The sequence below is a fragment of the Variovorax sp. J2P1-31 genome, from assembly GCF_030317215.1.
In the GTDB taxonomy this organism is placed as follows: Bacteria; Pseudomonadota; Gammaproteobacteria; order Burkholderiales; family Burkholderiaceae_C; genus Variovorax.
Genome location: NZ_JASZYA010000002.1, coordinates 930,899 through 957,258, shown reverse-complemented (window position 1 = coordinate 957,258; position 26,360 = coordinate 930,899). Strand labels below are relative to the sequence as shown.

The window sequence follows — 26,360 nt, the reverse complement described above, 5'->3', positions numbered from 1 at the left end:
GGCTACTTGGCGGCCGCGGGCGAAGAGGCGACGAAGGCACCCGATTGGGCCAGGGCCGCCACGCGCTCGCCTTCCTGCGCGATCACGCGGCGGAACGGCGCCGGGCCGCTCTCGGCCTCGCCCGGCCCCTGTGCCGCCAACAGCGCGAGCCGGCTCTTGAAGTCGGCGCTCGACACCACGGCCGTGAGCGCGCTCGTGAGCTTGGCCATGGCTTCGCCCGGCGTGCCCTTGGGCGCGAGCAGGCCGTTCCAGATGCTCAGGTCGAAGGCCGGCAGGCCGGCCTCGGCGAAGGTGGGGATCTCCGGATGCTGGGCGAGCCGCGCGCCGCCCGTGACCGCGATGGCCTTGACCCGGCCGTCCTTGTGCAGCGGCAGCATGGTCACGGTCTGGTCGATCACCGCGTCGATGGTGCCGGCCATCAGGTCGCTCAGCGCCGGGCCGGAGCCGCGGTACTGGATCATCTCGGCCTTCACCCCGGCCTGCTGCAGGAACAGCGCCTCGGCCAGGTGCGCGGTGGTGCCCGGGCCGCCCGAGCCGAAGTTGATCTTGCCCGGCGCCTTCTTCATCTTGTCGACCAGCGCGGGCAGCTGCGTCACGCCGGTCGCGTTGCTGACCGACAGCACCATCGGCACCTTGGCGATGATGCCGATCGGCTCCAGGTCGTTCGCCGGGCTGTAGGCCGACTTGGGGTAGAGGTGCGGCAGGATCAGCAGCGACTGGTTGATGAACAGCAGCACGCTGCCGTCGGCCGGCGAGCGCAGGAACTTCTGCATGCCGACCAGGCCGCCCGCGCCGGTGACGTTCTCCACCACCACCGAGCGCTCGAGCCGCGCCCCGAGCGCCGTCGCCGTGAGCCGCGCCAGCGCATCCGAACTGCCGCCGGGCGGCACGGTGACGATCATCGTGATCGGGCGGTCGGCCGCGGCCTGGGCCTGCGCCTGCGAAGTGGCGGCGACACCGAGGCCGAGCGCGATGAGGGTGGTGATGGCGGATCTTCTGAACACTTGCTGTCTCCTTCTGTTCTGATGTCTTGTGGCGATGTGCGAGCGTTTCCGCCAACACATCACATCAATTTATCATACAAGTCCAGGCGCCAAGCTTCGACTTCGGGCGATGGCACCGGGAATTACCCTCAGCGATCGCGCCAAGTCGTCTGATATATTCATCATACAACTCACTGCATTTCCACACTCTCTCCCCCAAGCCACCATGCAAACTTACGACATCGCGACCATCGAAGGCGACGGCATCGGACCCGAGGTCTGCCAGTCGGCCGTGTCGGTGCTCACCGAAGCCTGCGGCACCCAGCGCCTGCGCTTCACCCAGCTCGACGGCGGCGCGGCGCACTACGTCAAGACCGGCGCGGTGCTGCCCGACGACACCTACGCCGCCTGCAAGGCTTCGCACGCGATCCTGCACGGCGCCGCGGGCCTGCCCGGCGTCACCTACGCCGACGGCACCGAGGTCGGCAACGACCTGCACCTGCAGCTGCGCTTCCGGCTCGACCTGTTCGCCAACGTGCGCCCGATCCGGCTCTACAGCGGCGTGCAGTCGCCGCTGCGCGACTGGCAGCCGGGCCAGATCGACTACGTGATCGTGCGCGAGAACACCGAGGGCCTCTATGCGAGCCGCGGCGGCGGCGTCAACCTGCGCGGCGAGGTCGCGACCGACACGCTGGTGGTCACACGCAAGGGCGTGGAGCGGGTGGCGCGCTTCTGCTTCGAGCTGTCGCGCCGCCGCCAGGGCGCGCCGCGCGACGGCCAGCGCCGCGTGACGGTCTGCGACAAGGCCAACATCCTGCGCACCTACGCCTTCTTCCGCGCGGTCTGCGACGAGGTGGCGCGCGAGTACGACGACGTGCAGATCGACTACGCCTATGCCGACGCGATCACCGTGCACATGCTCAAGAAGCCCGACTTCTACGACGTGATCGTGGCCGAGAACATGTTCGGCGACATCATCTCGGACTTGGGCGCGGGCACCGTGGGCGGCCTGGGCATCGCGGCCTCGGCCGAGCTGGGCGAGACCCACGGCCTGTTCCAGGGCGCGCACGGCTCGGCCCCCGACATCGCGGGCCAGAACGCCGCCAGCCCGCTCGCGACCATCCTCTCGGGCGCGCTGATGCTGCGCTGGCTGGGCGAGCAGCACGGGGACGAGGCGCTCAAGCGCGATGCCGACCGCGTGGAGCAGGCGGTGGAAGCGGTGCTGGCCGCGGGCCAGACCGTGCCACGCGACCTGGGCGGCAGCGCCAGCTGCACCGACATCACCGCGGCGGTGTGCCGGCAGCTGGCGCGCTGAGCGCTGAGCGCTGAGCGCTACGGAAACACCTGAACCGCGGCACCCGGCGCCCACGCCGGGTACTTCTGCGTGGCCGCCAGCCATGCCTGGCTGGCCGTCAACGCCGCCAGCCATTGCGCCAGCGCAGGCCAGGGCTGCGCCGCGAACCAGTCGGCATCGACCTGCGCGAACTGGCGCACGAAGGGCGCGATCGCCATGTCGGCCAGCGTGGGCCGGTCGCCGAACAGGTGCGAGCCACACGCCAGGCGCTGGTCCAGGGCCTGAAGGAACAGCGCACCCCCGGCCCGCTGCTGCAGCGCATCGACGCCTTCGAAGCGGTTCGGGTACTTGTAGCGGTCGAGCTGCTGCTTGAAGGCGCCGTCGCATTGCGCGACCAGCGCCAGCATGGCCTCGAGCGTCTCGCGCGGGGGCTGCAGCCAGGCCTGCGGATCGTGGCGCGCCAGCGCCCACTGCATGATGTCCAGGCTCTGGTCGATCACCTGCCCGCCGGGCAGCACCAGCACCGGCACCGTGGCCTTGGGCGAGGCCTCGATCAGCGCCGCAGGCTTGTTCCGCAGCACCACTTCGCGCAGCTCGCAGCGCGTGCCGCTCGCCAGCAGCGCGAAGCGCGCCCGCATCGCATAGGGGCAGCGCCGGAAGGAATAGAGCACCGGCAGCGCCGCGCTGCCCACGCCGGTCTCAGGCAAGGGTGTAGGCCGTCTTCACCGTGGTGAAGAACTCCTGCGCGTAACGGCCCTGCTCGCGCGGGCCGTAGCTCGAGCCCTTGCGGCCGCCGAAGGGCACGTGGTAGTCCACGCCCGCGGTCGGCAGGTTGACCATCACCATGCCCGCCTGGCTGTGGCGCTTGAAATGCGTCGCGTACTTCAGGCTGGTGGTCGCGATGCCCGCCGACAGGCCGAACTCGGTGTCGTTGGCCGTGGCCAGCGCCTCTTCGTAGCCCTTGACGCGGATCACGCTGGCCACCGGGCCGAACACTTCCTCGCGGTTGATGCGCATGCCCGCGCCCGATTCGCTGAACAGCGCCGGCGCCATGTAGAAGCCCTCGGTGTCGCGCTTCAGGCGCTCGCCGCCGGCGGCCAGCACCGCACCTTCGCTCTTGCCGATCTCGATGTAGCTCAGGTCCTGCTCGAGCTGGCTCAGGCTCGACACCGGCCCGATGTCCGTGCCCTGCGCCAGCGCATCGCCGACCTTGATCTTCTCCATCCGGGCCTTCATGGCCGCGATGAACTGCGGGTAGATGCCGTCGGTGACGATCAGCCGGCTCGAGGCGGTGCAGCGCTGGCCGGTGGAATAGAAGGCGCTCTGCACGCTGAGCTCCACCGCCTGCGCGAGGTCGGCGTCGTCCAGGATCACCTGCGGGTTCTTGCCGCCCATCTCCAACTGCACCTTCTTGTGGTTGGTGGCGCACTGGACCGCGATGCCGCGACCCACGCCCACCGAGCCGGTGAAGCTGATCGCATGCACGCCCGGGTGCGCCACCAGCGCATTGCCGATCACGCTGCCGCGGCCCATCACCAGGTTGAACACGCCCGCCGGGATGCCCGAGCGGCTGATGATCTCGGCCAGCGCCCAGGCGCTGCCGGGCACCAGGTCGGCCGGCTTCAGCACCACGCAGTTGCCGAAGGCCAGCGCGGGTGCGATCTTCCAGGCCGGGATCGCGATCGGGAAGTTCCAGGGCGTGATCAGGCCCACCACGCCCACCGGTTCGCGCGTGATCTCGACGCCGATGTGGGGGCGCACCGAAGGCAGCGTCTCGCCCGACAGGCGCAGGCATTCGCCGGCGAAGAACTTGAAGATCTGGCCCGCGCGGGTGGCCTCGCCGATGCCTTCGGCGCGGGTCTTGCCCTCTTCGCGCGCCAGCAGCGTGCCCAGCTCTTCCTTGCGCGCCAGGATCTCGGCGCCGATCTTGTCGAGCGCGTCCGAGCGCGCCTGGATGCTGCCCGTGGCCCAGGCCGGGAAGGCCGCAGTGGCCGCGGCCACGGCCGCATCGACGTGCGATGCGTCGCCCTGCGTGTATTCGGCGATGGTGTCGCCCAGGTTCGACGGGTTCAGGTTCGGGCTGTAGCTGTGGCCCTTCTTCCATTCGCCGCCGATCAGGTTGTCGTGTTGTTGCATGGTCTCGTCCTCGGATGGATGGGGAAGCGCGCCGGCATGCCGTGCGCGGGGGCGGTCAGGGGGGTGGGCAAGCTTAACGCGGGACCCCGGTGTGCGCAGGCTCCGGCGTGGATCGTCCCCGCGGATGCCCCCCCTGAACCGGCGCCGTCAGACCGCGCGCAGCGCCGCGCGATGGGCCTGCAGGAACGCGCGCAGCGAGGTCGGCTCGGCCCCCGGCAGCGCCTTCAGCAAGGCACGCAGGTCGCTGCCGCGAATCTCCATCTCGCCCCGCGCCGTGGCGCCGTCGATGCCCGCGAACAGCGCCGCCATGCCGGGCGAGGCGCCGCAGCGTGCCCAGGCCTGCGCGAGCTGGTCGGGCGGCGTCTCGACCGCCGCGATCGGCACGCCCAGCACCTCCGAGGCCAGCGCGGCCAGCGCATGGGCATCGAGCGATTCCTCGCCCGCGACGGTGCAGGTGCGGCGTCCCTCGAAGCCGTCGAGCAGCGCCGCCGCCGCGGCCGCGGCGCAGTCAGCGCGCGCCACCCAGGTCATGCGGCCACGGCCCGGCGCGCAGGGCAGTTCGCCGCTGGCGCAGGCCAGCGGCAGGGTCATCCGCAGCATCTCGGCATAGAAGGCATTGCGCAGGATGCTGACGCCCAGGCCGCTGTCGCGCAGCAGCCGCTCGGTGGCCGCATGGTCGGCCGCCACCGGGCCGGGCTGCGCGGCGCCCGCGGTGGCGAAGGAGGTGTAGGCCAGGTGCCTCAGGCCCTGGCGCTGCGCCGCCTCGATCGCCTGGCGATGCTGCGCGATGCGGCGTGCCGAGCCCTCGGTGGTGTTGGTGCTCACCAGCAGCATGCGCGATGCGCCGGCGAAGGCCGCGTCCAGCGAAGCGGGGCGATCGAAGTCGGCGAAGCGCACCGACACGCCGCGCGCGGCCAGGTCGGCCAGCTGGTCGGGGTGGCGCGTGGCCGCGATCAGCGGCGCATCGGGCCGATGGCGCAGCAACTGCTCGATGGTCTGGCGCGCCAGCGCGCCCGAGGCACCGCTGACCAGCAGCAGCTCGCGGGGGTTCGTGGAAACAGGAGGAATGGCGTTCATGGGAACTGTCTTTCTGGGGTGTGCGCGGGGCGCATGCAGCACCCCGCTCTTTTCGTTCGACGCCCGCGCAAAAGCAGGCGACACGGCACGCGCCGCGTGCATGGAGCACGCGGCGTCAGGCCGAAAGGAAGGAAAACGATGAGACCCGAGGCAGCGCGCGTGGGCGCGTGCCCGGGAAATCAGCGAAAGACAATGCGCATGGCGGCCATTCTGGCATGCGCCGATGCGTGCCGCGCACGGCACCGGGGCCGGATCACAGCAGGCTGGAGATCAGTTGCACCGTCACCTGGTAGTTGCGATGGGTCTGCGGCACGTCGTCCAGGCCGTAGCCCAGCGTCATGCGCAGGCTGGTGCGCTTGCCGATGGCGGCGTTCAGGCCCCAGCCGATGCCGGTGAGCTTCTCGCTCGGCGCCAGCAGCGAGGCCGGCGGGCGGTAGGGCGAGGTGCGGCCGTGGTCGACGAAGAAGAAGCCGGTGGCGGCGACGGTCTGCGAGCCCAGCGTGGTGTTGACCAGCGGATGGTGCAGCTCGACGTTGAGCGCATAGCCTTCATCGCCCGAGAACGCGCCCACCGGGTAGCCGCGCACGCTGCCCTCGCCGCCCAGGAAGAACTGCTCGCCCGAGGGCAGGTTCTTGTCGCGCGCCCACTGGCCGCCCAGGCTGGTGCGCAGCGAGAAACCGGGCGCGAGGCCCTGGTTGTAGCGCACCGAGGCGCGGTCGACCTGGTACTTGATGCGCTCGAACAGCACCGTGGCATCGGTCCAGTACTTGATGTAGCTGGCGGTGACCGAACTGGTGTCGGCGGCCCACTGCCACTCCATGCCCAGGCTGCGGTCCTTGCTGTCGGTGCGCTGCAGGAACACGTCGTCGATGTAGTTGCTGCTGATGCGCCGCTTGGTGCCCGCCACCACGTCCCATTGCGAGCTGGCGTCGATCCACACCGGCTGGCGCAGCGACAGCACGTGCGCGCGCGAGTTGCCGGTGATGTTGAGGCTGGACAGCGCGCCGTACTTGATGGCCGTGCGGTCCTCGTAGAAGCCCAGGCTGAGCCGGCCGCCGTAGCGGTTGATCGGGATCGCGTAGCTGGCGGCGCGGCTGTCCTGGCCGCGGGCGCGCGTGTACGACAGCGAGACCTCGTCGCGCCAGCCCAGCAGGCTGCGGTTGCGGTACGACAGGCCGGCGCGCCATTCGCCGGTGAGCTTGCTGCCCATGTTGTCGACCGTGGCCAGCAGCTCGTGCTTGGGCGGCTCGATCACGGCCACGCGCAGGTCGGTGGTGCCGAAGTTTTCGCCGGGCAGCAGGTCGGCCTGCAGCCGAACGTCGTTGGTGCGGTTGAACCAGACCAGGCCCTGCTCGAGCTTGTCGAGGTCGACCAGCTGGCCGGCCTGCAGGCCCAGGCGCGGCGTGATGAACTCGGCGCTGGTCGAGGCATTGCCCTCGATCACCACCTTGCCCACGCGGCCCTCGACCAGGCGCACCTCGATCACGCCCGCGGTCACGTCCTGCTGCGGGATCGTGGCCAGCGCGGTGACCACGCCCTTCTCCTTGTAGAGCGCGTTCACGCGGTCGGCCAATTGCTGCAGCTCGGCCAGCGTGACCTGCCGGCCGCGGTAGTCGGCGGCGATGGCCTCCAGCGCGGGCGCGGCCAGGATCTCCGACGGCGAGAAGCGGATCTCCTTGACCGCCACGCGCACGCCGCTGCCGGTGAGCGGCGCGGGCGTGGTCGGCGCGGCCGGCCGGATCAGCGGCTGCGCGGGCTGCTGCAGTTCGCGCTCGGCCTCGCGCCGGCGCTGCTCCGACTCGATCTGGCGCTGCTGCAGCGCGCCCGCATCGGCTGCCGGCGGCAGCACCAGGGGCGGGACAGGCACGGACTGGGCGGCGGCCTGGACAACGGCCAGGGCCGCCAGGGCCGTGACGGAAAAACGAATCATCGTGTGCACTCCGGAACAATGTTCTTGCTGCAGTCGCCGTCCAGTTTCACCGGCACGCCCGAATAGCGCACCGGGCGGAGGTCCTGCCCCTCGGTGCCCTGGCGGGCCTCGAGCGTGGGGTCTTCGCGCTTGCGCGCCACCGACAGCGCCAGCTCGCTGAACTCGACCGCGCTGCGGTTCAGGCCCATGTCGGCGATCTGGTCGTGCTCGGGGCTGCGGTAGATCACGAACGCGTCGGTGAACGCGTGGTTGTCGTACAGCGAGAAGCTGAAAGGCGCGCCGAAGGAGAAGATCTGCACGTCGGCACCCGGCTGGATGCTGCGGTCGTGCTGGTCGATCACCACATGGGTCTGCGGGTTGGTCACGGTCGCGCGGTCCACCACCAGCATGCTGTCGATGGCGAGCGGGCCGACCGGGTTGGTGACGGTGGCGGTGCGCGCCTTGAAGCGGTCGATCGCGAAGCCGCCCTGGCCCGACAGCGCCAGCACCACATCGCTCGCGGTGCCGCCGTTGAAGCCGGTGACCGTGCCCTTCACGGGCTTGGCACCGCCGTAGACGTTGGCGTTCACGCGGTCGCCGGCCAGGTCGAACAGCGAGACCACGTGGAGGCGGTCGGCCGCCACGCGGCCCTGTGCGCGCATCACGACCGCATCGGCCGTGAGCGTGCCGGCCGTGGCGTTGCCGCCGGTCGACGACAGCGTGAAGGTGCCGCCCGCCGAGCCCTCGCGCACGTCCACGTCGTGGCGTGCCTCGAGCGTGAAGTCGCGGCCCGCCTTGACGCGCTGCACCGCCACCTCGCCCTGCGGCGCGCTGAGCACGCCGTCGAGCGCCGCGTCCAGCGTGCCGATGCGCAGGTTGCCGGTGCGCGCCTTCGCGATCACGCTGCCCTGGGTGCTGGCGAGCGTGCCGGCCGTCAGGTGGCGGCCCGCATCCAGCACGATGTCGCGCTGCGCGCTCGCGTTGCCGATCGTCAGGTCGCGTCCCGTGGTGGCCTGGATGCCGCCGCCGGTGCTGGCCAGGGTCGTGGCCTGCAGGTCGCGGCCCGCGGCCAGCACGATGTCGCCACCGGCCTTTGCGCGGTTCACGCCGATGTCCTGCGCCGCCGCGATGCCGATGCGGCCGCCGGCCGTGGTGGCGTCGGCCTGCACCGAGCCTGCCGCGGCGCTCATGTCCACGTCGCCACCGGCTTGCGTGGTGCCCGCGACCACATCGCCAGCGTTGGCGGTGAACGTCACATTGCCGACCGAGGCGGTGGTGCGGCCCGTGCGCAGGTCGCCGGTGGCGGCGCTCGCGCGGATATCGCCGGCCAGGCTGGACAGCGTGGTGGCCGCCAGGTGGCGGCCCGCGGCCAGGCCGATGTCGCCGCCGGCCGCGGCCGTGGTCAGTGCGATGTCGCGCGCGGCCGTGGCCTCGAGGCGCCCGCCCGCGGTGGTGGCGTCGGCCTGCACCGAGCCCGCGCTGGCGATCAGCGCGACGTTGCCGCCGGCCTGCGTACTGCCCGCGGCCACGTCGCCCGCATCGGCCACCAGCGTCACGTTGCCGGCCGTGCTGGTGGTGCGGCCCGTGCGCAGGTCGCCGGTGGCGGCGCGGGCGCGGATGTCGCCCGCGGTGCTGGCCAGCGTGCCCGCCGTCAGCGCGCGGCCCGCGGCCAGCACGATGTCGCCGCCTGCACTGGCCGTGCCCAACGCGATGTCCCGCGCGGCCGTGACGTCGATGCGCCCGCCGGCCGTGGTGTCGGTGGCCTGTACCGAGCCCGCGGTGGCGACCAGCGCCACCTGGCCGCCGGCCTGCGTGACGCCGGCCTGGAGCTGGCCCGCATCGGCCTGCAGCCGCACATCGCCGAAGGCGACGGTGCGGCCCGCATCGACGTTGCCGCCGGTGGACACCAGCGTCACGCCACCCAGCGTGCTCTCGACCGCGGTGGTGGCGATGTGGCCCGTGGCCGTCAGCGTCGCGTGGTCGACGCTGGTGAGCTGGCCCACCACCACGTCGCCGCTCACCGCGAAGTCGGCGCTGCCGCCGGCCTTGGCGTCGAGGTGGCGCAGGCGCATTTCCAGCGCGTTGCCCTTGCCGATGTCGCCACCGGCTTCGATGGTCACGCCGGCCGCGGGTGCGGCGTCGGCCACGATGTCCAGCCGCGTGTCGCCGCCGTCGCGCACGTCGCCGCCGGCCTTGATGCGCACCGCGTCGACCGTGCCGTTGCCGGTCGAGATGCCGGTGATGGTGGCGTCGGTCAGCGTGTCGATGCGCACCGTGCCCACGTCGCCGCGCAGCGTGGCGCCGTCGGCCATCGTGAGTTCGCCGGCCGAGAGCTTCAGGTTCGACGCCGTCGAGCGCACCGACGACGTGGCGGCCATGGCCAGCGTCAGCCCCGCGCTCAGGTCGACCGCGCCGGCCGCCTGCACCGCGCCCGCAAGGCGCAGGTCCGCGTCGCCCGAAAGGCTGGCGCTGCCGCCGGCCGTGACGTCGCCGAAGTTCAGGTAGCGACCGCGCGGGCCGTTCAGGTGGATGTCCTGCGCGGCCTGGGCCGTGATGCGGCCCGTGGTGCCGGTCACGCCCACGTCCAGCGCGCCCGCGCCGGCCGCGCCGATGTTGCCGTTGCGCGCGCTCAGGTCGATGTTGTTGGCCAGCACGTTGAGGCCGGTGTCGCCGATCGCGTCGAGGATCGAGCCCTCGGCCGTGAGCTTGGCGGTCTGGCGCGAGAACACGGTATCGAGGTTGAGGTCGCCCTCCTCCTCGATCTCGATGTTGTCCGAGGCGCGCGCGGTCAGCGTGGCACCGTCGCGCAGCTTGAGCCGCAAGGGCTGCGACTGGCCGGCGTTCACGCCGTCGCCCGGCACGTAGCCGATGCCGCCGTAGGCCGCCTCGAGCACCAGGTTGCCGGTCTGCAGCGGGCCCGAGGTCGGCAGCGCGTTGGTGATCGAGCCGCGCACCTTGATGCGCGTCTCGCCCGTCACGTCGATGCTGCCCAGGCGCGCGCTGCCCATCGAGGCCAGGAAGGCCGAGCCGATGTCGGTGCCGGCCACCGGCGCGGCCGTGACCGAGGCGTTGAAGGCATCGAGCGCGCTGAAGTTCACCGGCGCGCGGCGCAGCACCGTGATGGCGCTGTCGGTCACCACGATGTCAGAGCGTTCGGCCGAGGCCAGCGCCACCTTCATCTCGTCGGTCAGGTTGCGCGGATCGATGTTGGTCGGCACCACCACCGCGCCCTTGGTCTCGCCGATGGCGATGCCCGCCTGCAGCGTCACGTTGCGGCCCGACACGTTGGCGCTCTTGACCACCGGGTTGGTGTTGGTCACGTCCTTGAGCAGGCCCGCGCTGATCGAGATGCCCAGCTCGCGGTCGGTCCACGAGGACTTGGCCAGGATCGCGTCGCGCTCGGCGGTGCTGGCCTGGTAGCGGAAGCCGCTGTCGTAGCTGGCGCTGAAGCCGCCCACCTTCTCGTTGAGCGCGTGGTAGCTCGCGGTGCGCTCGGCCTCGAAGGCGGCGATGGCCGCGGCGCTCTGCTGCGGCGTCTGGCCGGCCACGGTCAGGCCCTGCCGTTCGGCCGCCGAGGCCTGGTACTTGAAGGCCGGGTCGTAGGCGCTGGCATCGGGCTGCGTGCTGCGGATCTGCCAGTACAGCTTGTATTCCTGCGTCAGGCCCTGCTCGTAGGACTTCATGGCCTGCGTCTGGTTGGCGGCGTTCTCGGCCGTGCCGGCGCGCAGGCCCGATGCATCCCAGAAGGCCAGCAGCTCGTTCCAGGTGCGGGTGTCGACCGACTCGATCGGGTTGTTGTCGATGATCCGGCCCGGCGCCTTGAGCAGCACGTCGCCGCCGGTGGACACCACCGTGTCGACCAGCAGGTGGCCGGCGGTGTTGCCCGACCAGGCCTGCGTCTCGATGCCGATGTCGCCCTGGGCCGAAGCCCGGAGGCCGAACAGGCCGCGCTTGGAAATGTCGTCGCTGTAGCCGACGTTGACCTTGAGCGGCGCCGCGATGCCGCCGATGGCGCCGTTCTGCGAGGTGAGGTCGACCCGGTCGCCCTGGATCAGCGAGGTGGCGCCGTTGGCCGCCACGATGCTGCCGTCGGAGCGCAGCGTGACGCGGCCCTTGCCGTCGAGCGCGCTGCCGCCGGCCGTCACCTTGCCCACGCGCAGCGCGCCCACGGTCTGCTCGACGTTGACGTTGCCCTGCGCGGCCGCCGCATCCAGCTGGCCGCCGTTGACCGCCACCGCGATCGCGCGCGCCGGATCGGCGTTGAGCGTGCCGCCCACGGTGCCGGTGGCGTTGAGCACGATGTCTTTGCCGGTCACCAGCGCCGTGTCGTTGAGCTGCACGATCGAACGGTCGGCCGTCGACACGCCGGCCACCGGCGTCACGCCGCTGCCGGCGTTGACGGTGGTGGTGCCGCTGCTGTTGCGGATCTCCCCCTTGAGCAGCACGTCGGCCGCCGAGTTGACCGTGACCTTGCCCTGGTCATAGCCGCTGAACTCGATGTTGATCTTGTTGTCGGCGGTGAGCGTCTTGGTCGTGATGGTCGTGGTCGGCGTGGTCTCGGTGAACTTCTGGTGGTAGTTGCCCGCGATGCACAGCGTCCACCAGTTGCAGGTCGACCACTCGTCGGTCTTGACCCACAGCGAATCGCCGGTCTTGTGGGTCTGTGAGTTCTGGGTGTACGGGGTCCCGGTCTTGCCCGTGTCGGTGTACAGGTAGGTGCCGTTGTCCAGCCGGTAGCTGTCGAGGATGAAGGGGCCGGACTGGCTGACCACCTCGCCGGTCGGGCCGGTGCGCAGACTCGACGAGCCGAAGAACTGCGCGCCCTTGTAGTGCCAGTAGCTGATGGTCGAGTTGTCGGTGCCCGTGGTCCAGGCGTAGCGCAGGCCGGTCTGCGGCGCGTAGGTGGTCGCGCGGCCACTGGTGGCCAGCGTGTCGACCACGTCGTTGCGCGTGACCACGCCGTTCTCGCGCTTGTAGACCGTGTGGGTCTTGGTCAGCTGGCTGCCGTTGCCGATGCCCTGGATGTCGGTGATGTCGATGATCCCGGCGATGCCGCGGCCGGTGCCGGTGCTGTCCTTGCCGGTGTCGAGCCTGTTGATCACCACCGACAGGCCGGTCGGGTTGTTGACCAGGATCTGGCCGTAGCCGTCGAGCGCGCGCAGCGTGCCCGCGCCGTTGGTCGAGGTGTTCATGATCTGGCCGTACACCTGGATGTAGCCGCCGCTGACCTGCGTGCCGTCGAGCTCGAAGCGGTTGTTCACCACGTCGTAGCTGGCGCCGATGTTGCCGTAGTCCGACACCAGCTGGTACAGCCCGCCGGAGACGGCCGTGCGCGTGGCCCAGTCGGCGGTGTGGCGGTCGGCCTTGGCGAAGTCCATGCCGACCTCGAGCCGCTTGAGCAGCGCGTCGTAGGTCACGACGCCCGCCGCCACCGTGTAGGTGGTGTAGCGCAGCGCATCCTTGGCCGCGCCGGTGGCGTTGTTGTAGGCCGTGACGGCGTTGTCCAGCGAGGTCTGCGACAGGCCGAAGAAGCTGGCCGTGCCGGTGAGCTTGGGCGCCGCCGGCAGGTCGATCTTCCAGTCCTGGATGCCGCTCTGCACCAGGCTGTTGATGTTGAGGTAGCGCGCGCTCAGGAACACGCTGCCGTTGGCCACGATGCCGCCGCCCAGCGGCGTGCCGTTGTCCTTGATCGAGGCCGGGTCGCCGCCCACGTGGAAGAAGTTGTCCACGTAGCTCTGCACGAAGTCGCCGTTGTCGGCCTTGATGTCCACCGTGCCGGCGCGGATGCTGCCGTTCGACAGGATGCTGCCCGCGGCGCTCTTCACCGTGACCGAGCCGCGCAGGTTGCTGATGTCGCCCGCCAGCTCGATGTTCGGCGCCGGTGCCAGCACGGTGGCGCCGGCCGCGTTCGCGTCGTAGGTGCTGGTGATGTTGATCGCCGGCTTGGGCGCGGCGCTGGTGTCGCGCGTCAGCACCTGCAGCGCGCTCGCGCCCGTGCCGGTGCTGTTGATGGCGTTGATGTCCGCGCCCGAGTTGACCAGCACGCCGTTGAAGCGCACCGTGCCGCCGTCGTCGCTGTTCACCGTCAGGTTCTTGAGCTTGAGGAAGTTGGGCGTGTTGTTGACGATGTCGATCTGCGCATCGCCCGGCGCGTTGAGCTGGCCCGTGCCTTCGAGCACGTCGCCCGAGGTGCGGATGTTGCCCAGCTTGACCTTGATGTCGTTGACCGTGATGAAGTCCGCGATCGGCCCGTTGGCCGGCGTGGTCGACTGCTGGCCCAGCGTGCTGTTGAGCTGCACCAGGTTGGTGGCGGCGCTGGTCTTCTGGCCGATCGAGGTGTCGAGCGCGGTGGCGGTCTGGTTCACCACCTGCACGTAACCGGTGGTGGCGTTGGCGAACTTGCCGGCCTCGGTGTCGATGGTGACCGCGGCGCTGGCGATGCCGTTGCGCGCCGCATCCGCATTGCTGCGCGCGGTGTTGATCGCCGTGACCACGCCGTCCTGGCTGCCGTCGCTCTTCTTGAACGCGGTGGCCAGCGCCGCCTGGTTGGCGCTGATGGTGGCGTTGTTGCTCGCGATCTTGGTCGAGGCGGCATCGATGGCCGCGCTCTGCGTCGACACGCTGGTCAGCAGCGTCTTGATCTCGCCGGCCCGGGCCAGGATGCTGGCCTGGCGGGTGTCGATCTCGGCCTGCTTGGCCATGTAGGCGGCCGAGCCGTAGGCCAGGGCCTGCATGTCGGTGCGCAGCCCGCCGATCTCGCCCAGCAGCCCGTCGATGACCGTGTTCTTCTGCGCGATGGTCGTCAGCGCGTTCGTGTTCAGCGTGCGGTTCTGCTGGATCGCCGCCAGCTGCGTCGCGTTGTCGCCGATCAGCGCCTGCGTCGCCACGTAGGTGGCGTTGCCGGCGCTGAAGTTCGCCAGCGACTTGAGCTGGGTGTCGATGCCGGCGTTGGTCGTGGCCAGCGTGCCGGTGTCGGTGACGATGCTGCCGGCGCTGGTGCCGATCTGCGTGGCCGAGCCGATGGCCGCGGTGGTCGTGGCCTGGATCAGCTGGCCGCTGCCGGTCGCCTTGCCGGTCTCGCTCATCAGCTGCATCTGGTACTGCTTGATCTGCGTCTCGGCGATCTGGCGCGGGCTCGGGTTGTTCCACTGGCCCGGGTTGATCAGCGGCTGGCCCGTGGCCGGGTCGAGCTTGATCGTGCCGTCGGGGTTGGTCGCGCCGCTGGCCAGGCCGAGCTCGACCAGCTTGAACATCAGGAAGTTGATCTCGGCCTGGTAGGCGCCGCGCGCCACCTCGTCGGACGCGTACTGCGACATCAGGCTGCGCAGCTTCATGATGCGCTCCTGGATGTCGGCGCCGATGCCCTTGCCCAGCTCGACCGAGTAGGTCACGCCCTTGCTCGCGGTCGACTTCATGCGCCACAGCACCTGCTTGCCGACCTCCACGTACTTCGCCGGATCGGTGGTCGGGTTGCCGGCCGCGTCCACGAACTGGCCCAGGTCGTTGGTCTGGAAGACCTTGGCATACACCGGTGCCGAGACCGGGTTGCCCGCCGCGTCGATGAGCTCGATCTCGAAGGTCAGCGAGGCGCGGCGGTTGATGCCGGTCATGGCGATGCCGTCGACATGCACCACGGCGCTGCCGGTCGAGCGGGTCGAGCCGCCGATCACGTCGAAGGACACGTCGCCGCCGCCGAACAGGTTGCTGATGCCGCTCGCGATGGCGGCCAGCGCTTCGCGGTAGAGATCCTTGCCGATGCCCTTGGCATTGACGCTGACGATGCCCTTGTCGGCATACAGCGCGATGTCCTCGGCCGACTCGACCTTGCTGCCGGTGGCCAGGCTCACGCGCGCATTGCTGTTCACGTTGGCCTGCGCATCGGGGTCGGTGGTGATCGGGATCGCGGTCTTGTTCCAGAGGTTGACCGCCGCGTTGGCGTCGATGCGCGTGCGCGTGCCGTCGTAGCCCTGGCCGCCCGAGAGCATCACCGAGCCGTCGTCGGCGCGCAGCAGCGCGTTGGTGCCCACGATGGCCTGGTTGTTGCCGTTGTAGACCGCGTAGGCGCGGCCCGAAGGCGCGCCCGCCAGGCCGTAGACGTTGGCCTGGGCCCGCGCGTCGAGCGCCACGGTGGCGTGCGCGCCGGCATTGATGTCGCCGTTGTCGCTGGTCACGCTCGAACCGTCGCCGAAGGAGACGGTGGCATCGGCGCGGTTCACGTTCACGTTCGAGACCGAACGCGCCACCGAGATCAGGCCGCCCGAATCGAGCCGCACCTTGTCGCGCGCCACGATGTCGTTGAAGGCGTCCATGTCCAGCCGCGCGGTGCCGGCCGAAGGCAGCAGCGCATGCACCTTGGCACCGGCGCCGATCGCGGCGGTGGTGATGTGCGAGATGTCGGTCTGGCTCGAGGCCGCCGGCAGGTCGATCACGCCGCCCGAACCCGAGTCGACGTTGAAGCCTGCCGTGTCGCCGTTGCTGGAACCGATCCAGTCCTTGCGGCTGCTGTTGCTGGCGCTGAGCTTGATCTCGTTGGCCGAGACCACGCCGTTGTCGCCGATCGCGGCCGTGACCGTGCTGTTCACCGTGTTCGCCGCCTTGGCGCCGCTGGCGCCCACCACCGAGGCGTTGACGCTGTTGACGGTGGCGTTGTAGTCGGTGGTGTGGCGCGCATCGAGCGAGACCTTCTTCGCCGCGATGCGGTGCGAGCCGTCGCCGCTGCCGGTGGTGGCCTGCGTGAGGCTGGTGCCGGCGGTGGTGGCGGTCGCGGCCGAGCCCGCGATCAGGCCGCCGCTGCCCGAGATGGCGTTGGCGCGGTTGGTGTCGGTGCCGTCGGCGCTGAGCGCGAGCTGCGCCATCAGCGTGGTGTTGGCGACCGGGGCCGCGACCTGGACGTTGTCGCCCAGCGCGGCCTGCGTCACCGTGTTCGAGGTGGCGCGCGCGTCGTTGAAGCCCGCCGCCACGATGCCGCCCGCGAAGCCCGAGGCATCGGCCTGCTGGCGCGTGTTGTTGAGCGCGTTCACCGCCGCCGTGCCGGTCAGCGTGAGCGTGCTGCCGTCGCCCACGCGGCTGTTGACGCGGCTGTCGGTGTCGGCATGGGCCGAGGTCGCGGTGAGGCCGGCGAACAGCGCGCCCGAGGCGCCGGTGGCGTTGGCCGACACGTTCGGTCCGCTGCCCGCGAGCTGCTGCGATGCCGAGACCGTGAGGTTGCGCCCGCTCAGCTGCGTGCCGCTGCCCAGGTAGGCGTCGACGCGCGAGACCGCCTCGGCCGTGGCCACCGCGGCGCCCGCGGCGGCCGTGAAGCTCAGGTTCACGCCCAGCGATTCGGCCTGCGCGCGGGTCTTGCCCGTGGCCGCGATGCGCGCGTCCTCGGCCAGGCGGATGTCGCCGCCGCTGACGAAGGCGCTGACTTCGGGCGTGGCCTTGGCCGTCGCGACCGAGCCGCTCAGCGCCAGGCCCAGGCCGGCGGCTGCCGCCACCGCATGGCTCTGGGCCTGCACGTCCGATGCCGCCTCGACCGTCAATGCCCGCACCGCGTCGCCGGTGGCTGCGCCGATCTGCGCGCCGCTGCCGATCGACGCACTCGTCGAGCCGTCGATGGCGCTGCTGGCGATCGATGCGCCGGCCACGTAGGCACCGACGCTCGCGCCATAGGCTTCGGCATCGAGCGAACGCGTGTCGGTGGCGTTCACCAGCACCTCGTCGGCCTTGTGGATGGTGACGTTGTTGCCGATGGCCGCGCGGGTCACGCTGTCGTCGGCCAGGCTCGCGTAGGCCGCGTTGAGCGCGACCACGCCGCCGGTGCCCGCGAAGCCCAGCGCCTGCGCGCTCTCGGCCAGCGAGGCCGTCACGCGCAGGTCGCCGCCCGCGCTGACCGTCACGTTGTTGCCCACCAGCGCCTGGTTGGCGAGCTGGAAGTTGGCGATGCCCACGCCGGCGCCGAGGCCCAGCGCGCCGACCGACACCGCGCCGGTCTTCATGCCGAAGTCCAGCGTGCCGTGCGCGTTCACGCCCACGTCGCGGCCGGCCACGAGCACCGCGCCGTCGCCTACCTGCGCCGCATTGCCCGCGGGCTGCGGCGCGCTCAGCGAAGAAGAGATGCTCACGGCCGAGCGCTTGCTCTGCGCGGTGGCCGCGATGTCGCGGGTGCGCGCGTCGTCCGATGCGGCCAGCATGCGGCCCACCGTGCCGTCGCTGGCCTGCGCATCGGCTTCCTGGTTCACGTTGCGCGGGTTGCCCGCGTGCGAGAGCTGGTCGGTCGCGTCCTGGCTCAGCGCCTCGCCGATGCCGTAGACCGCGATGCCGCCGGCCAGGCCCACCAGGCCGCCCGCGCCGCTGACCACCGTGGTCGTGTAGTCCTGGCGGCTCAGCGCGTTGACGCCGATGTCGCGCGCGGCCGTCACCTTCGCGCTGCTGCCGATCGAGGCCGTGGTGCGGTTGTTCACCGTGCCCACGTCCACCGCGCCGGCCAGCGCGCCGGCGCCCAGCGCCAGCGAGCCGGTGACCACCTGCGAGCGCAGCTGGTTGCGCGCGCTGACGTTCACGTCCTGCGCGGCGTTGGCGCCGGCGTTGGCCTGGTTGATCTTCGCGTCGTTGCCGATCGAGGCCTGGGTGTCGGAGCGCACCGACTCGACCGAGATCGCGCCCGAGATGCCCGCATAGAGCCCGGCCGCGCCGCTGGCGACCACGGTGAACAGGTCTTCCGAGGAGGTGGCCTGCACCTGCACGCCACGCGCATCGGCGATGGTCGCGTCTTCGTCGCGGCCGCTGAAGGCCGTCATGTCGTTGCCGGTGCCCTTGCCCAGCGCGTTCACCGTCGCGCCGTCGCCGATGCCGGCCTGGGTGGTCTTGGTGAGGCTGCTCACGCCCACGGCCGCGCCCACGCCGGCCGCGCCGACGCCCGCCGCCGCCGCGCCCGCGACCATGTTGGTCTGGGTGTCGTCGCGTGCCGCCACGCGCACGTTGCCGCCCGCGTCGATGCGGGTCGTGCCCGCGCCCACCAGCGCCTGCGTGGTGTTGGCGATGGACACCACCGCCACCGAGCCCGCCACCGCGACCGTGCCGGCGGCCGACAGGCCCACGCCCATGTCGAGCACCTGCGTCTGGCCCTCGGCCAGCACCTGCACGTCGCGCGCGGCCTGGACCTGCGCGCCCGAGGCGATGGCCGCCTGGGTGGTGTTCTGGCTCACGAACACGTCGGCGCCCGCACCCACGGCCACCGCGCCCGCGCCCGAGGCCGCACCGGCCAGGCCCAGGTGGAACTGCTCGTTGCCGGCCGCGACGCGCACCGATTGCGCGGCGTCGGCCACGTCGGCGGTCTGGTTGATCTTCGCGCCGGCGCCGATCTGCGCGCGCGTGTCGGTGTCGACGGTGGACACGTTGGCGCCCAGGGTGATCGCCGCGGCGCCCGCGCCCGCGCCCGTGACCGCATAGGCCTTGACGCTGTCGCTGTTGGTGGCCGTCACGCCCAGGCCCTGCAGGGCCTCGGTGCGCGCGGTGGCGCTGCGCTGCTGCGTGAGCGCCTTGAAGGCGTCGCGCCCGCCGATGGCGTTGCCCTGGGCGTCGGTCGGCGCCAGGCCGCCCTTGGTCACGCGGCCGTCTCCGGTGATCGCGCCGCCGTAGGCGATGTCGTAGTGGCCGGTGGCCGCCTGCAGCGCGGTGCCGTAGCCCAGCGCCTGCACGTTGGCGTTCTCGCCGATGCGCGCCAGCGTGGTCTTGTCGAGCACCACCACGCCGGCTGCCGCGCCCACCGCGGCCGAGCCGCCGGCCGCCGCGCTGCCCGCGATCAGGTCGACGACGGTGCGGCCGTCGGCCGCCACCAGCGCGTTGCCGCGCGCGCGCAGCGTGGCGCCGTCGCCGACGCGCGCCTCGGTGTCGGTCTTGAGCGTGAAGACCGCGGCCGAGCCGGCCAGGCCGGCCGAACCGCCGGCGCCGAAGCCGATGCTGCTCAGGCGCAGGTCCTCCTGCGAATTGGCCTTGACCGTGAGGTTCTGGCCGGCCTCGACCCAGGCGTTGCCGCCGATCCAGGCCTGCGTGGTCTTCGACAGCACGCCCACGTCGCCCGCGGCACCGCCGCCGACCGAGCCGCCGCCGCCCGCGCCCGCCACCACGTCGAACACCGTGGTGTCGTCGCTCGCGGACACGGCCACGCTCTGCTGGCCGGGCGTCGCGCCCTTGTTGAGCTGCACGCCGTCGCCCAGGTAGGCCTGGGTCTGCGCGTTGAGCACGTTGACGATGGCCGAGCCGCCCACCGCGACCGAGCCCGCACCCGCGGCGCCGACGGCGAAGGTCTTGAGGTCTTCCGATGCCGCGGCCGCGACGCGGGCCGCGCCGTCGACGCGGGCCTGCACGCCCTTGCCGACGAAGGCGCGGGTCTCGTTCTCGATCGTGTGCACGGCCGCGGCCACGCCCACGCCGACCGAGCCGCCCACCGCCACGCCGCTCACGATGTCGAACACCGACAGCGCGTTCTTCGCATCGAGCGAGAGATTGCCGCCGGTCTGCACTTTGGTCGCCGCCGAGTCGGCGATGTACGCCTGTGCCGTGTTCTTGGTGGTCAGCACGTTGGCCACGCCGGCCACGGCCACGTTGCCGCCGGCCGCGCCGCTGAAGCCGATCAGGTTCACGTCCTGCAGGTTCGTCGCGCCCAGGCGGATGCCGCCCGCGCCCTTCACGTCGGCCCCGGTGCCGATGTGGGCGCTGGTGTCGTTGTGGCTCGAGACCACCGCGCTCGACACGCCCACGCCGACCTTGCCGCCCAGCGAGGCCGCCGCGGCCAGCGAGGTGGCGCCGGTGTCGTTGAGGCTGGTCAGCGCGACCTCGCCGGTGGTCACCACCTTGGCGCCGTTGCCGATCGCGACCTCGGTGGTGTCGGTGAACACGTTGACCGCGAAGGCGCCGGCCACCGAGACGTTGTCGCCGGCCGCGCCGGACACGGCCTCGGTGTAGTAGTTGGTGCCGCCGATCAGCGGGCCGCTGGTGAGGCGGTCGGGCAGGTTCTTGATGTCGTCCACGCCCGCGACCTGCAGCGACACGCCGGGCGTGCTGACCTTCAGGTTCTGCGCGTTGAGCGACAGGCTGGCCGCGTCGACCTGCGCGTTGTCGCCCAGCGTGGCCTTGTACTGGTTGTTCGAGACCACGGTGGCCACCGAGGCGCCCACGCCCACGGTGCCGGCCTTGGCCGCGGCCCAGGCCTTGGCGCCCAGCAGGCTGGTGTTGGTCGCGTCGAGCCGGATGTTGCCGGCCTGGTCGATGCGCGCGTTGGCGCCGATCGAGGCCAGCGTCTGCGCGTTCGACACCGCGACCGCGAAGGCCCCGGCCACGCCGACCTTGCTGGCGCCGGCGCCGGCCACGCCTTCGGCCGCGAGCTTGCGGGCGAAGGCGGGCGAGGTGTTCTGCGTCGAAGCGGCGGTGACCGACAGGTCGCCCACCTTGGTGATGTGCGTGTTGTCGGCCAGGGAGGCCTCGGTGCTGTTGTTGGCGATGCTGATGCCCACGCCCACGGCCACGCCGACCTGGGTCTTGGCATCGACCGCATCGCCCGCGCCGCGCGCACTGAAGTTGCTGTCGTTGTTCGCGGCCACGCTCATGGCGCCGCCCGCGGCCAGCGTGCGGCCGCCGGTCACGGCCGCCTGCACGTCGTCGTCGAGCACGTTCACGCCCACGGCCGCCGCGATCGCGACCTTGCCGCCGCCCTGCGTGCCCTGGTTGGTCTGGCCGTTCTGGTTGTTGGCGAGCGTCTTGCTGCTGGTCGCGCTGTCGGCCTGCGCCTTGTTGTCGTCGTAGGTCTTCGAGGCCTGCGAGCCGCCCGCGCTGGCCGTGGCGTCGGCCGTGTAGGCGCGCGTGGCGCTGGCCGCAAGCGCGAGCTTGCCGCCAGCGGACAGGTCGCGGTCGAGCACGGCCTGGGTCTGGCTGTTGCTGGTGATCACGCCCGCGGCCGCGCCGATCGCGGCGGTGCCGGACTTGGCCTCGCCCTTGGCGGTGGCGGTGTGGGTGCCGCTGCTGGTGGCCTGCAGCGCCACGTCGCCGCTGGCCGCGATGCCCGCGCCGGACTGGATCAGCGCCTGCGTGCGCTGGTTGAGCGTGGTCACGGCCACGGCCGCATCGAAGGCCAGTTTGCCGCCGGCCGCGCCCGAGGTGGCCTGGGTGTCGCTGTCGACGGCCGTGGTGGCCGCGACGTCGAGGTCGCGCGCACCCGTCAGTCCCGCGTTGGTGCCCAGGCGCGCCACCGCGGCCGCATCGATCAGGTTGAGGGCCACCGAGACGCCCACGCCCACGCTGCCGCCCGAGGCGCCGCCGGTGGTGGTCGGCAGCGCCTGGGCCACGGCCTTCACGCGGTCTTCGGCGGTGAGCGACACGTCGCCGCCACCCGCCTGCAGCGTGGCGCGCTCGCCCACCAGCGCCTGGCTCGAGGTGTTGGCGAGGTTGAGCGCCAGCGAGGCCGCGATGCCGACCTTGCTGCCGCCCGCGCCCGATTCGGCCTTGGCCTCGATGTCGTGCTGGCGGTCGCCCGCCACGTCGGTCATGGTGGCGCCGACCGCGATGCCCTGGGCCCGCACCGTCGCGTCGTTGCCGATGCCGGCCAGCGTGGCCGACTTCACCTGGTTGACCGAGGCCGCCGCGCCGATGCCCACCTGCGCGGTCTTGCCGACCGCCGTGCCGTCGGACTTGGCGCTGGCGTCGGTCTGGCCGCTGGCGGCCAGTTCGAAGGCGCCCGTGGTCGACACGGTGCGGTTCGCGGCCACCGAGGCCGTGGTGTTCGCGTCGATCACGTTGACCGCCACCGCCGCCGCCACCGACACCTTGCCTTCGCTCGACGAGGCCGAGGCCTTGCCGCCGGCCGCGTTGCCGGTGGCCGTCTGCTGCTTCGCGCTGCCGACATTGGCCTGGGTCTGCTGGGTCTTGCCGTAGGCGAGCTGGTTGTCGACCTTGTCGTCGACCGTGGCGTCCTCGACCTTCTTGCCGTCGGCACCGGTCTTGCCGGCTTCGTCGTCGGACTTGCCGCCCTTGGAACTGGCGGTGGCCGTGGTCGTGTGCTCGGACGAGGCCGTGGCCTTGAAGCGCACGTCGCCAGTCGCGTCGAGGATGTCGCGCTCGGTGGTGGCACTGGTCACATCGTTGACCAGCGCGATGCCGACCGCCGCGCCGATGGCCGCGCTCTCGCCCACGGCACTGCCCTTGGACGCAGTGGCCGTGACGTTGCTTTGCGTGGCCGAGACGCTGACCGCGCCGGCGTTCTGCAGCGCCGCGCCCGTGCCCAGGCGCGCGCTGGTGGTGTTGTTGAGCATCGCCAGCGCGAGCGCGGGCGTGATCGCCACGCCGCCCGACGATCCGGCCTCGGCCGTGGTCGCGGCCTTGTGCGCGGCCTTGGCGTCCAGAGACACCGCGCCGCTGCCGTTCAGCGTCGCGCCGTCGGCGATCTCGGCCGTGCTCTGGTTGCCGGTGATGTTCACCGCCACCGAGGCGCCGATGCCGACCTTGCCGCCGCTCGCGCCCTTGTCCACCGGTGCGGCCTTGGCCGTGATGTCGGTGTTGTTCTCGGCCGCCAGCGCCACCGCGCCCGTGCCCGCATCGACGTTGGCGCCGCTGCGCACCAGCGCTTCACTGCGCGTGTCGACCAGGTTCAGCGCCAGCGAGCCGGCGATGCCGACCTTGCTGCCGCCCGCGCCCGATGCCGCCTCGGTCTGCACGGTGTGGGTGGTGTCGCCCGCCACGTCGGTCATGCCGGCCGACAGCGAGAGCCCGTTGGAGCGGATCACCGCCGTGCCGCCGACGATCGCGTCGGCCACCGACGCCGCCTTGTTGACCGACACCGCGGCGCCGATGCCGACCTGCGTGGTGCTGCCTGCGGTCTTGCCATCGGCATCGGCCTGGGGCAGCGCGCTGCCGTCGCTCACGACCTTGGCGTCGGTGTTGTTCGAGGCGGAAAGCGTCAGCGCGCCCGCCGATGTCACGTCGACCGGCACCTCGGCGCGCACGGTCGAATTCTGCAGGTTGACGCCGACGGCCGCGGCCACCGAGATCTTGCCTTCGCTGGTGCTGGCCGAGGCCTGGCCGCCCTTCTGCGCCTGCACGGCGTTGCCGGTGGAAGCCTGCTGCTTGCTGTCGCCCACCTTGTTGGCCGACTGCTTGTTTTGGCCCAGCGCCAGCTGCTTGCCGATCTTGTCGTCGACGCTCGCGTCCTCGCCGCCACCGGCCGCGCCGGCGTCGTCGGCCTTGTGGCCGCCGCTCGCGCTGGCCGTGGCCGAGACCTCGCTCGCGGACGCGCCCTGGGCCTTGAACGTGACCTGGCCCTTGCCCGCGCCCGAGGCGCCGTCCGCGACGATCGCGCGCGCCGTCGTGGCTTCGACCAGGTCGTCGACCAGCGCCACCGCCACGGCCGCGCCGATCGCGGCCTTGCCGCCGACCGCGCTGCCCTTGGCCGTGGTCCGGGTCGTGCCCGATTGCGCGGCGTTCAGCAGCAGGTCGCCGCTCAATGCCAGCGGCAACTTGCTGCTCGCGCCCAGGCTGGCCTGCGTCGTGTTGTTGGCGATCGAGACCGCGACCGAGGGCGTGATCGAGATGCCGCCTTCGGAGCCGGCTTCGGCTTCGGTCGTCACCGCATGCGTGCCGCCCGCGTCGAGCGCCACGTCGCGCGCGCCCTGCAGTTGCGCACCATCGGCCAGCTGGGCCAGCGTGCGCGTGCCCGTCACGTTGACCGCCACCGAGGCGCCGATGCCGACCTTGTCGCCGCTCGCCCCGCCCGCCGCGGGCGTGGCCTGGGCCGTGCTCGCGCTGGCGTTGCGCGCCGTCAGCGCCACGTCGCCGGCCGCACCGGTGAGCGTGACGTTGGCGCCGTCGCGCAAGGCGGCGATGGTGGCGCTGTCGATGGCGTTCACGGCCAGCGCGCCGGCCACGCCGACGTTGCTCGCACCCGCGCCGGACACGGCCGTCGTGGTGAAGCTGTTGACCGGCGCCGCAGCCGCCATCGAGGCGCTGGCGGCCACGCTGCCGGCCTGCAGCGTCTGCGCGATCGCGGCCTCGTTGCTGAGTTGCGCGAGGTTGATCGCCACCGCGGCGGCCACGCCGGTGGCGCTGTTCGTGGCGCTGCTGTCGGCGCCGACCACCACGGTGTTGCCTTCTTCGCTGCGCAGTCCGACCGCGCCCGCGACCTTGGCGGCCTGGCCCGAGGCCAGCAGCGCCTGCGTGTGGCTGCCGAGGTCGCTCACCGCGACCGCGCCCGCGACCTTGATGCCCTCGCCCGGCGCGCTGTCGGCGGTGCTGGCGTTGTCCTTGTACTTGGCCAGCGTCTGGCTGCCCTGGCTGCTGCCGCTGTCGTCCTTCTCGGCACCCTGGCTCGCGGCCTTGGCCGTGACCGTCGCGGTGTTGCGCGAGGCGGCCGACAGGTCGAGCGCGCCCGCGGTGATGGCGGCCTGGCCGTCGATCACGGCCGAGGTCGTGCTGTCGATCACGCTCACGGCCACCGAGGCGCCTGCGGCGTTGTTGCCGGCGGCGGCGGCATCGGCCACCGAGGTGGTGCTGACGGTGTTGACGGCCGCGAGGCCCAGCTTGCCGGTCACGGCGGCGGTGGTGCTGTCGGTCACGCGCACCTGGGCCAGGCTGGTCACGTCGGACACCGCCACGGCCGCATCGCCGGCCTTGTTGGCCAGCGCCGAGGTGGGCGTGGCGTTGGTGCTCACGCTGGTGGTGGCGCCCAGCAGCGCATCGCCGCCGACCGTGAGCTGGCTGCTGCCGCCCACGTTCACCGTGGCGCGCGCATCCACGCGCTGCACGCTGGCCGCGATCGGCGTGGTGAAGGTGGAGGTGGCGACCGTGGTCGTCGCCTGCGCCGTGAGGTTCTCGACCGTGCGCAGCTGGCTCGACTGGATGTCGATGGTGGCCGCGGCTTCGGCCTTGGCCAGGCCGCTGGTCACGGCCAGCGAGGCGTCATTCAGCGTCGAGCTGGCCGACAGCGCGATGCTGGTCGCGAGCATCTGCGCGCCGTCGAGGTTGATCGCCGCCTTGCCGCCCTGGGTCTGCGTGGCGATGATCCGGATCCGGCCTTCCTGCTCGACGATGCCCGTGGCCACCGAGAGCCCGTTGGCGTTGACCACGTCGCTGAAGTCGGGCGCGGTGCCCAGGAAGCGCGCGCCGCTGTAGATGGCGCCGCGCACGTTGATCGCGCCGGCGCTCAGCACCACGCCGTTGATCGCGTTGACGCGCCCCAGGATCGAGACCGTGCCGTCGGCATTGAGCGGCGCGGTGCCGTTGAGCAGCTGCTGCACGTAGTTGGCATTCGGCCCGTTGGCGCCGAAGAAGCCCTGCACGAAGGCCGCGGTGGGCGTGCTCACGTTGAGCGAGCCCACGTTGACCACGCCGCCCGCGCCCACCACCAGGCCGTAGGGGTTGGCGAACCAGACGTTGCCGCCGATGCGGCCGTCCTTGATGCCGTTGAGCACGCCGTTGATGTCGGTGCGCGCGTCGCGCACGATGTTGATCAGGTTGGTCGCGCCCGTGGGCACATGCAGGTTGGCGATGTTCCCCGCGTCCACGCTGAAGCGGCTGAAGGAGTTGAAGGCGTTGCCGCCGTTGACCGTGGTGGTCGTGATGTTGACGGCATTGACCGAGGGCTGGCTCAACTGGGTGTTGGTGCGCCCGTCGATCACGATGCCGTCCAGCGGCCCCGCCATGGCCGGCGGCATCACGCCGGCCGCGCTGCCCAGCGTGGCGGCCAGCAGCGCGGCCAGGCGCTTGCGGCCGATGCCGCCCTTGCTGCGGCCCTTGGCGTTTTCCGCCACCGCCACCCACATGCTGAGCGCCTCGTTCCAGACAATACGGTAGACGCGGTTCATCGACGAGTGGCTGTGCATGGGGGATGTCTCCAGGAGGCACGACCGACGGACCGCGCCGAAAGCAAGCGTTACCTTCGCGGAAACAAAGGTAAAAAGATCCCCTAGATGTAACCTTTTTCTAACAAAAGCACAAT

Annotated in this window: 7 protein-coding genes; 1 reads left to right on the top strand and 6 read right to left on the bottom strand. The window is 71.6% G+C overall.

Annotated elements, in window-relative coordinates:
* Positions 1–2 precede the first annotated feature (2 nt).
* Entirely contained in the window at positions 3–1,004 is a 1,002-nt protein-coding gene (locus tag QTI20_RS15575; protein WP_286552191.1) for a Bug family tripartite tricarboxylate transporter substrate binding protein, read from the bottom strand.
* Between the two features lie 205 nt (positions 1,005–1,209).
* On the opposite strand from QTI20_RS15575, the gene QTI20_RS15570 reads away from it, so the two are divergent.
* Positions 1,210–2,298, top strand: coding sequence for an isocitrate/isopropylmalate dehydrogenase family protein (locus QTI20_RS15570; protein ID WP_286552189.1), 1,089 nt, complete (start codon positions 1,210–1,212; stop codon positions 2,296–2,298).
* Positions 2,299–2,315: 17 nt separating this feature from the next.
* On the opposite strand, the gene QTI20_RS15565 is transcribed toward QTI20_RS15570, so the two are convergent.
* From QTI20_RS15565 to QTI20_RS15545, 5 genes are all read right to left on the bottom strand, one after another.
* Complete coding sequence (locus tag QTI20_RS15565) at positions 2,316–2,984, bottom strand: glutathione S-transferase (protein ID WP_286552188.1); 669 nt, start codon at positions 2,982–2,984, stop codon at positions 2,316–2,318.
* Positions 2,977–4,413: an aldehyde dehydrogenase family protein gene (locus QTI20_RS15560; RefSeq protein ID WP_286552187.1), complete on the bottom strand. Its 1,437-nt coding sequence runs from the start codon at positions 4,411–4,413 to the stop codon at positions 2,977–2,979. The genes QTI20_RS15565 and QTI20_RS15560 overlap by 8 nt, the downstream gene beginning before the upstream one ends.
* A 147-nt stretch (positions 4,414–4,560) precedes the next feature.
* Positions 4,561–5,490 (bottom strand): NAD(P)H-binding protein, encoded by a 930-nt coding sequence (locus QTI20_RS15555; RefSeq protein ID WP_286552185.1) that lies wholly within the window; start codon positions 5,488–5,490, stop codon positions 4,561–4,563.
* A gap of 253 nt (positions 5,491–5,743) precedes the next feature.
* Positions 5,744–7,420, bottom strand: coding sequence for a ShlB/FhaC/HecB family hemolysin secretion/activation protein (locus tag QTI20_RS15550; protein ID WP_286552184.1), 1,677 nt, complete (start codon positions 7,418–7,420; stop codon positions 5,744–5,746).
* Complete coding sequence (locus tag QTI20_RS15545; protein WP_286552183.1) at positions 7,417–26,244, bottom strand: leukotoxin LktA family filamentous adhesin; 18,828 nt, start codon at positions 26,242–26,244, stop codon at positions 7,417–7,419. Before QTI20_RS15545 ends, QTI20_RS15550 begins: the two co-directional genes overlap by 4 nt.
* Positions 26,245–26,360: the final 116 nt, after the last annotated feature.

Bases quoted from the DNA above. Each gene is read 5' to 3' on its own strand.
- QTI20_RS15545 (WP_286552183.1), bottom strand. From the start codon at position 26,244: ATGCACAGCCACTCGTCGATGAACCGCGTCTACCGTATTGTCTGGAAC.
- QTI20_RS15560 (WP_286552187.1), bottom strand. From the start codon at position 4,413: ATGCAACAACACGACAACCTGATCGGCGGCGAATGGAAGAAGGGCCAC.
- QTI20_RS15550 (WP_286552184.1), bottom strand. From the start codon at position 7,420: ATGATTCGTTTTTCCGTCACGGCCCTGGCGGCCCTGGCCGTTGTCCAG.
- QTI20_RS15570 (WP_286552189.1), top strand. From the start codon at position 1,210: ATGCAAACTTACGACATCGCGACCATCGAAGGCGACGGCATCGGACCC.
- QTI20_RS15555 (WP_286552185.1), bottom strand. From the start codon at position 5,490: ATGAACGCCATTCCTCCTGTTTCCACGAACCCCCGCGAGCTGCTGCTG.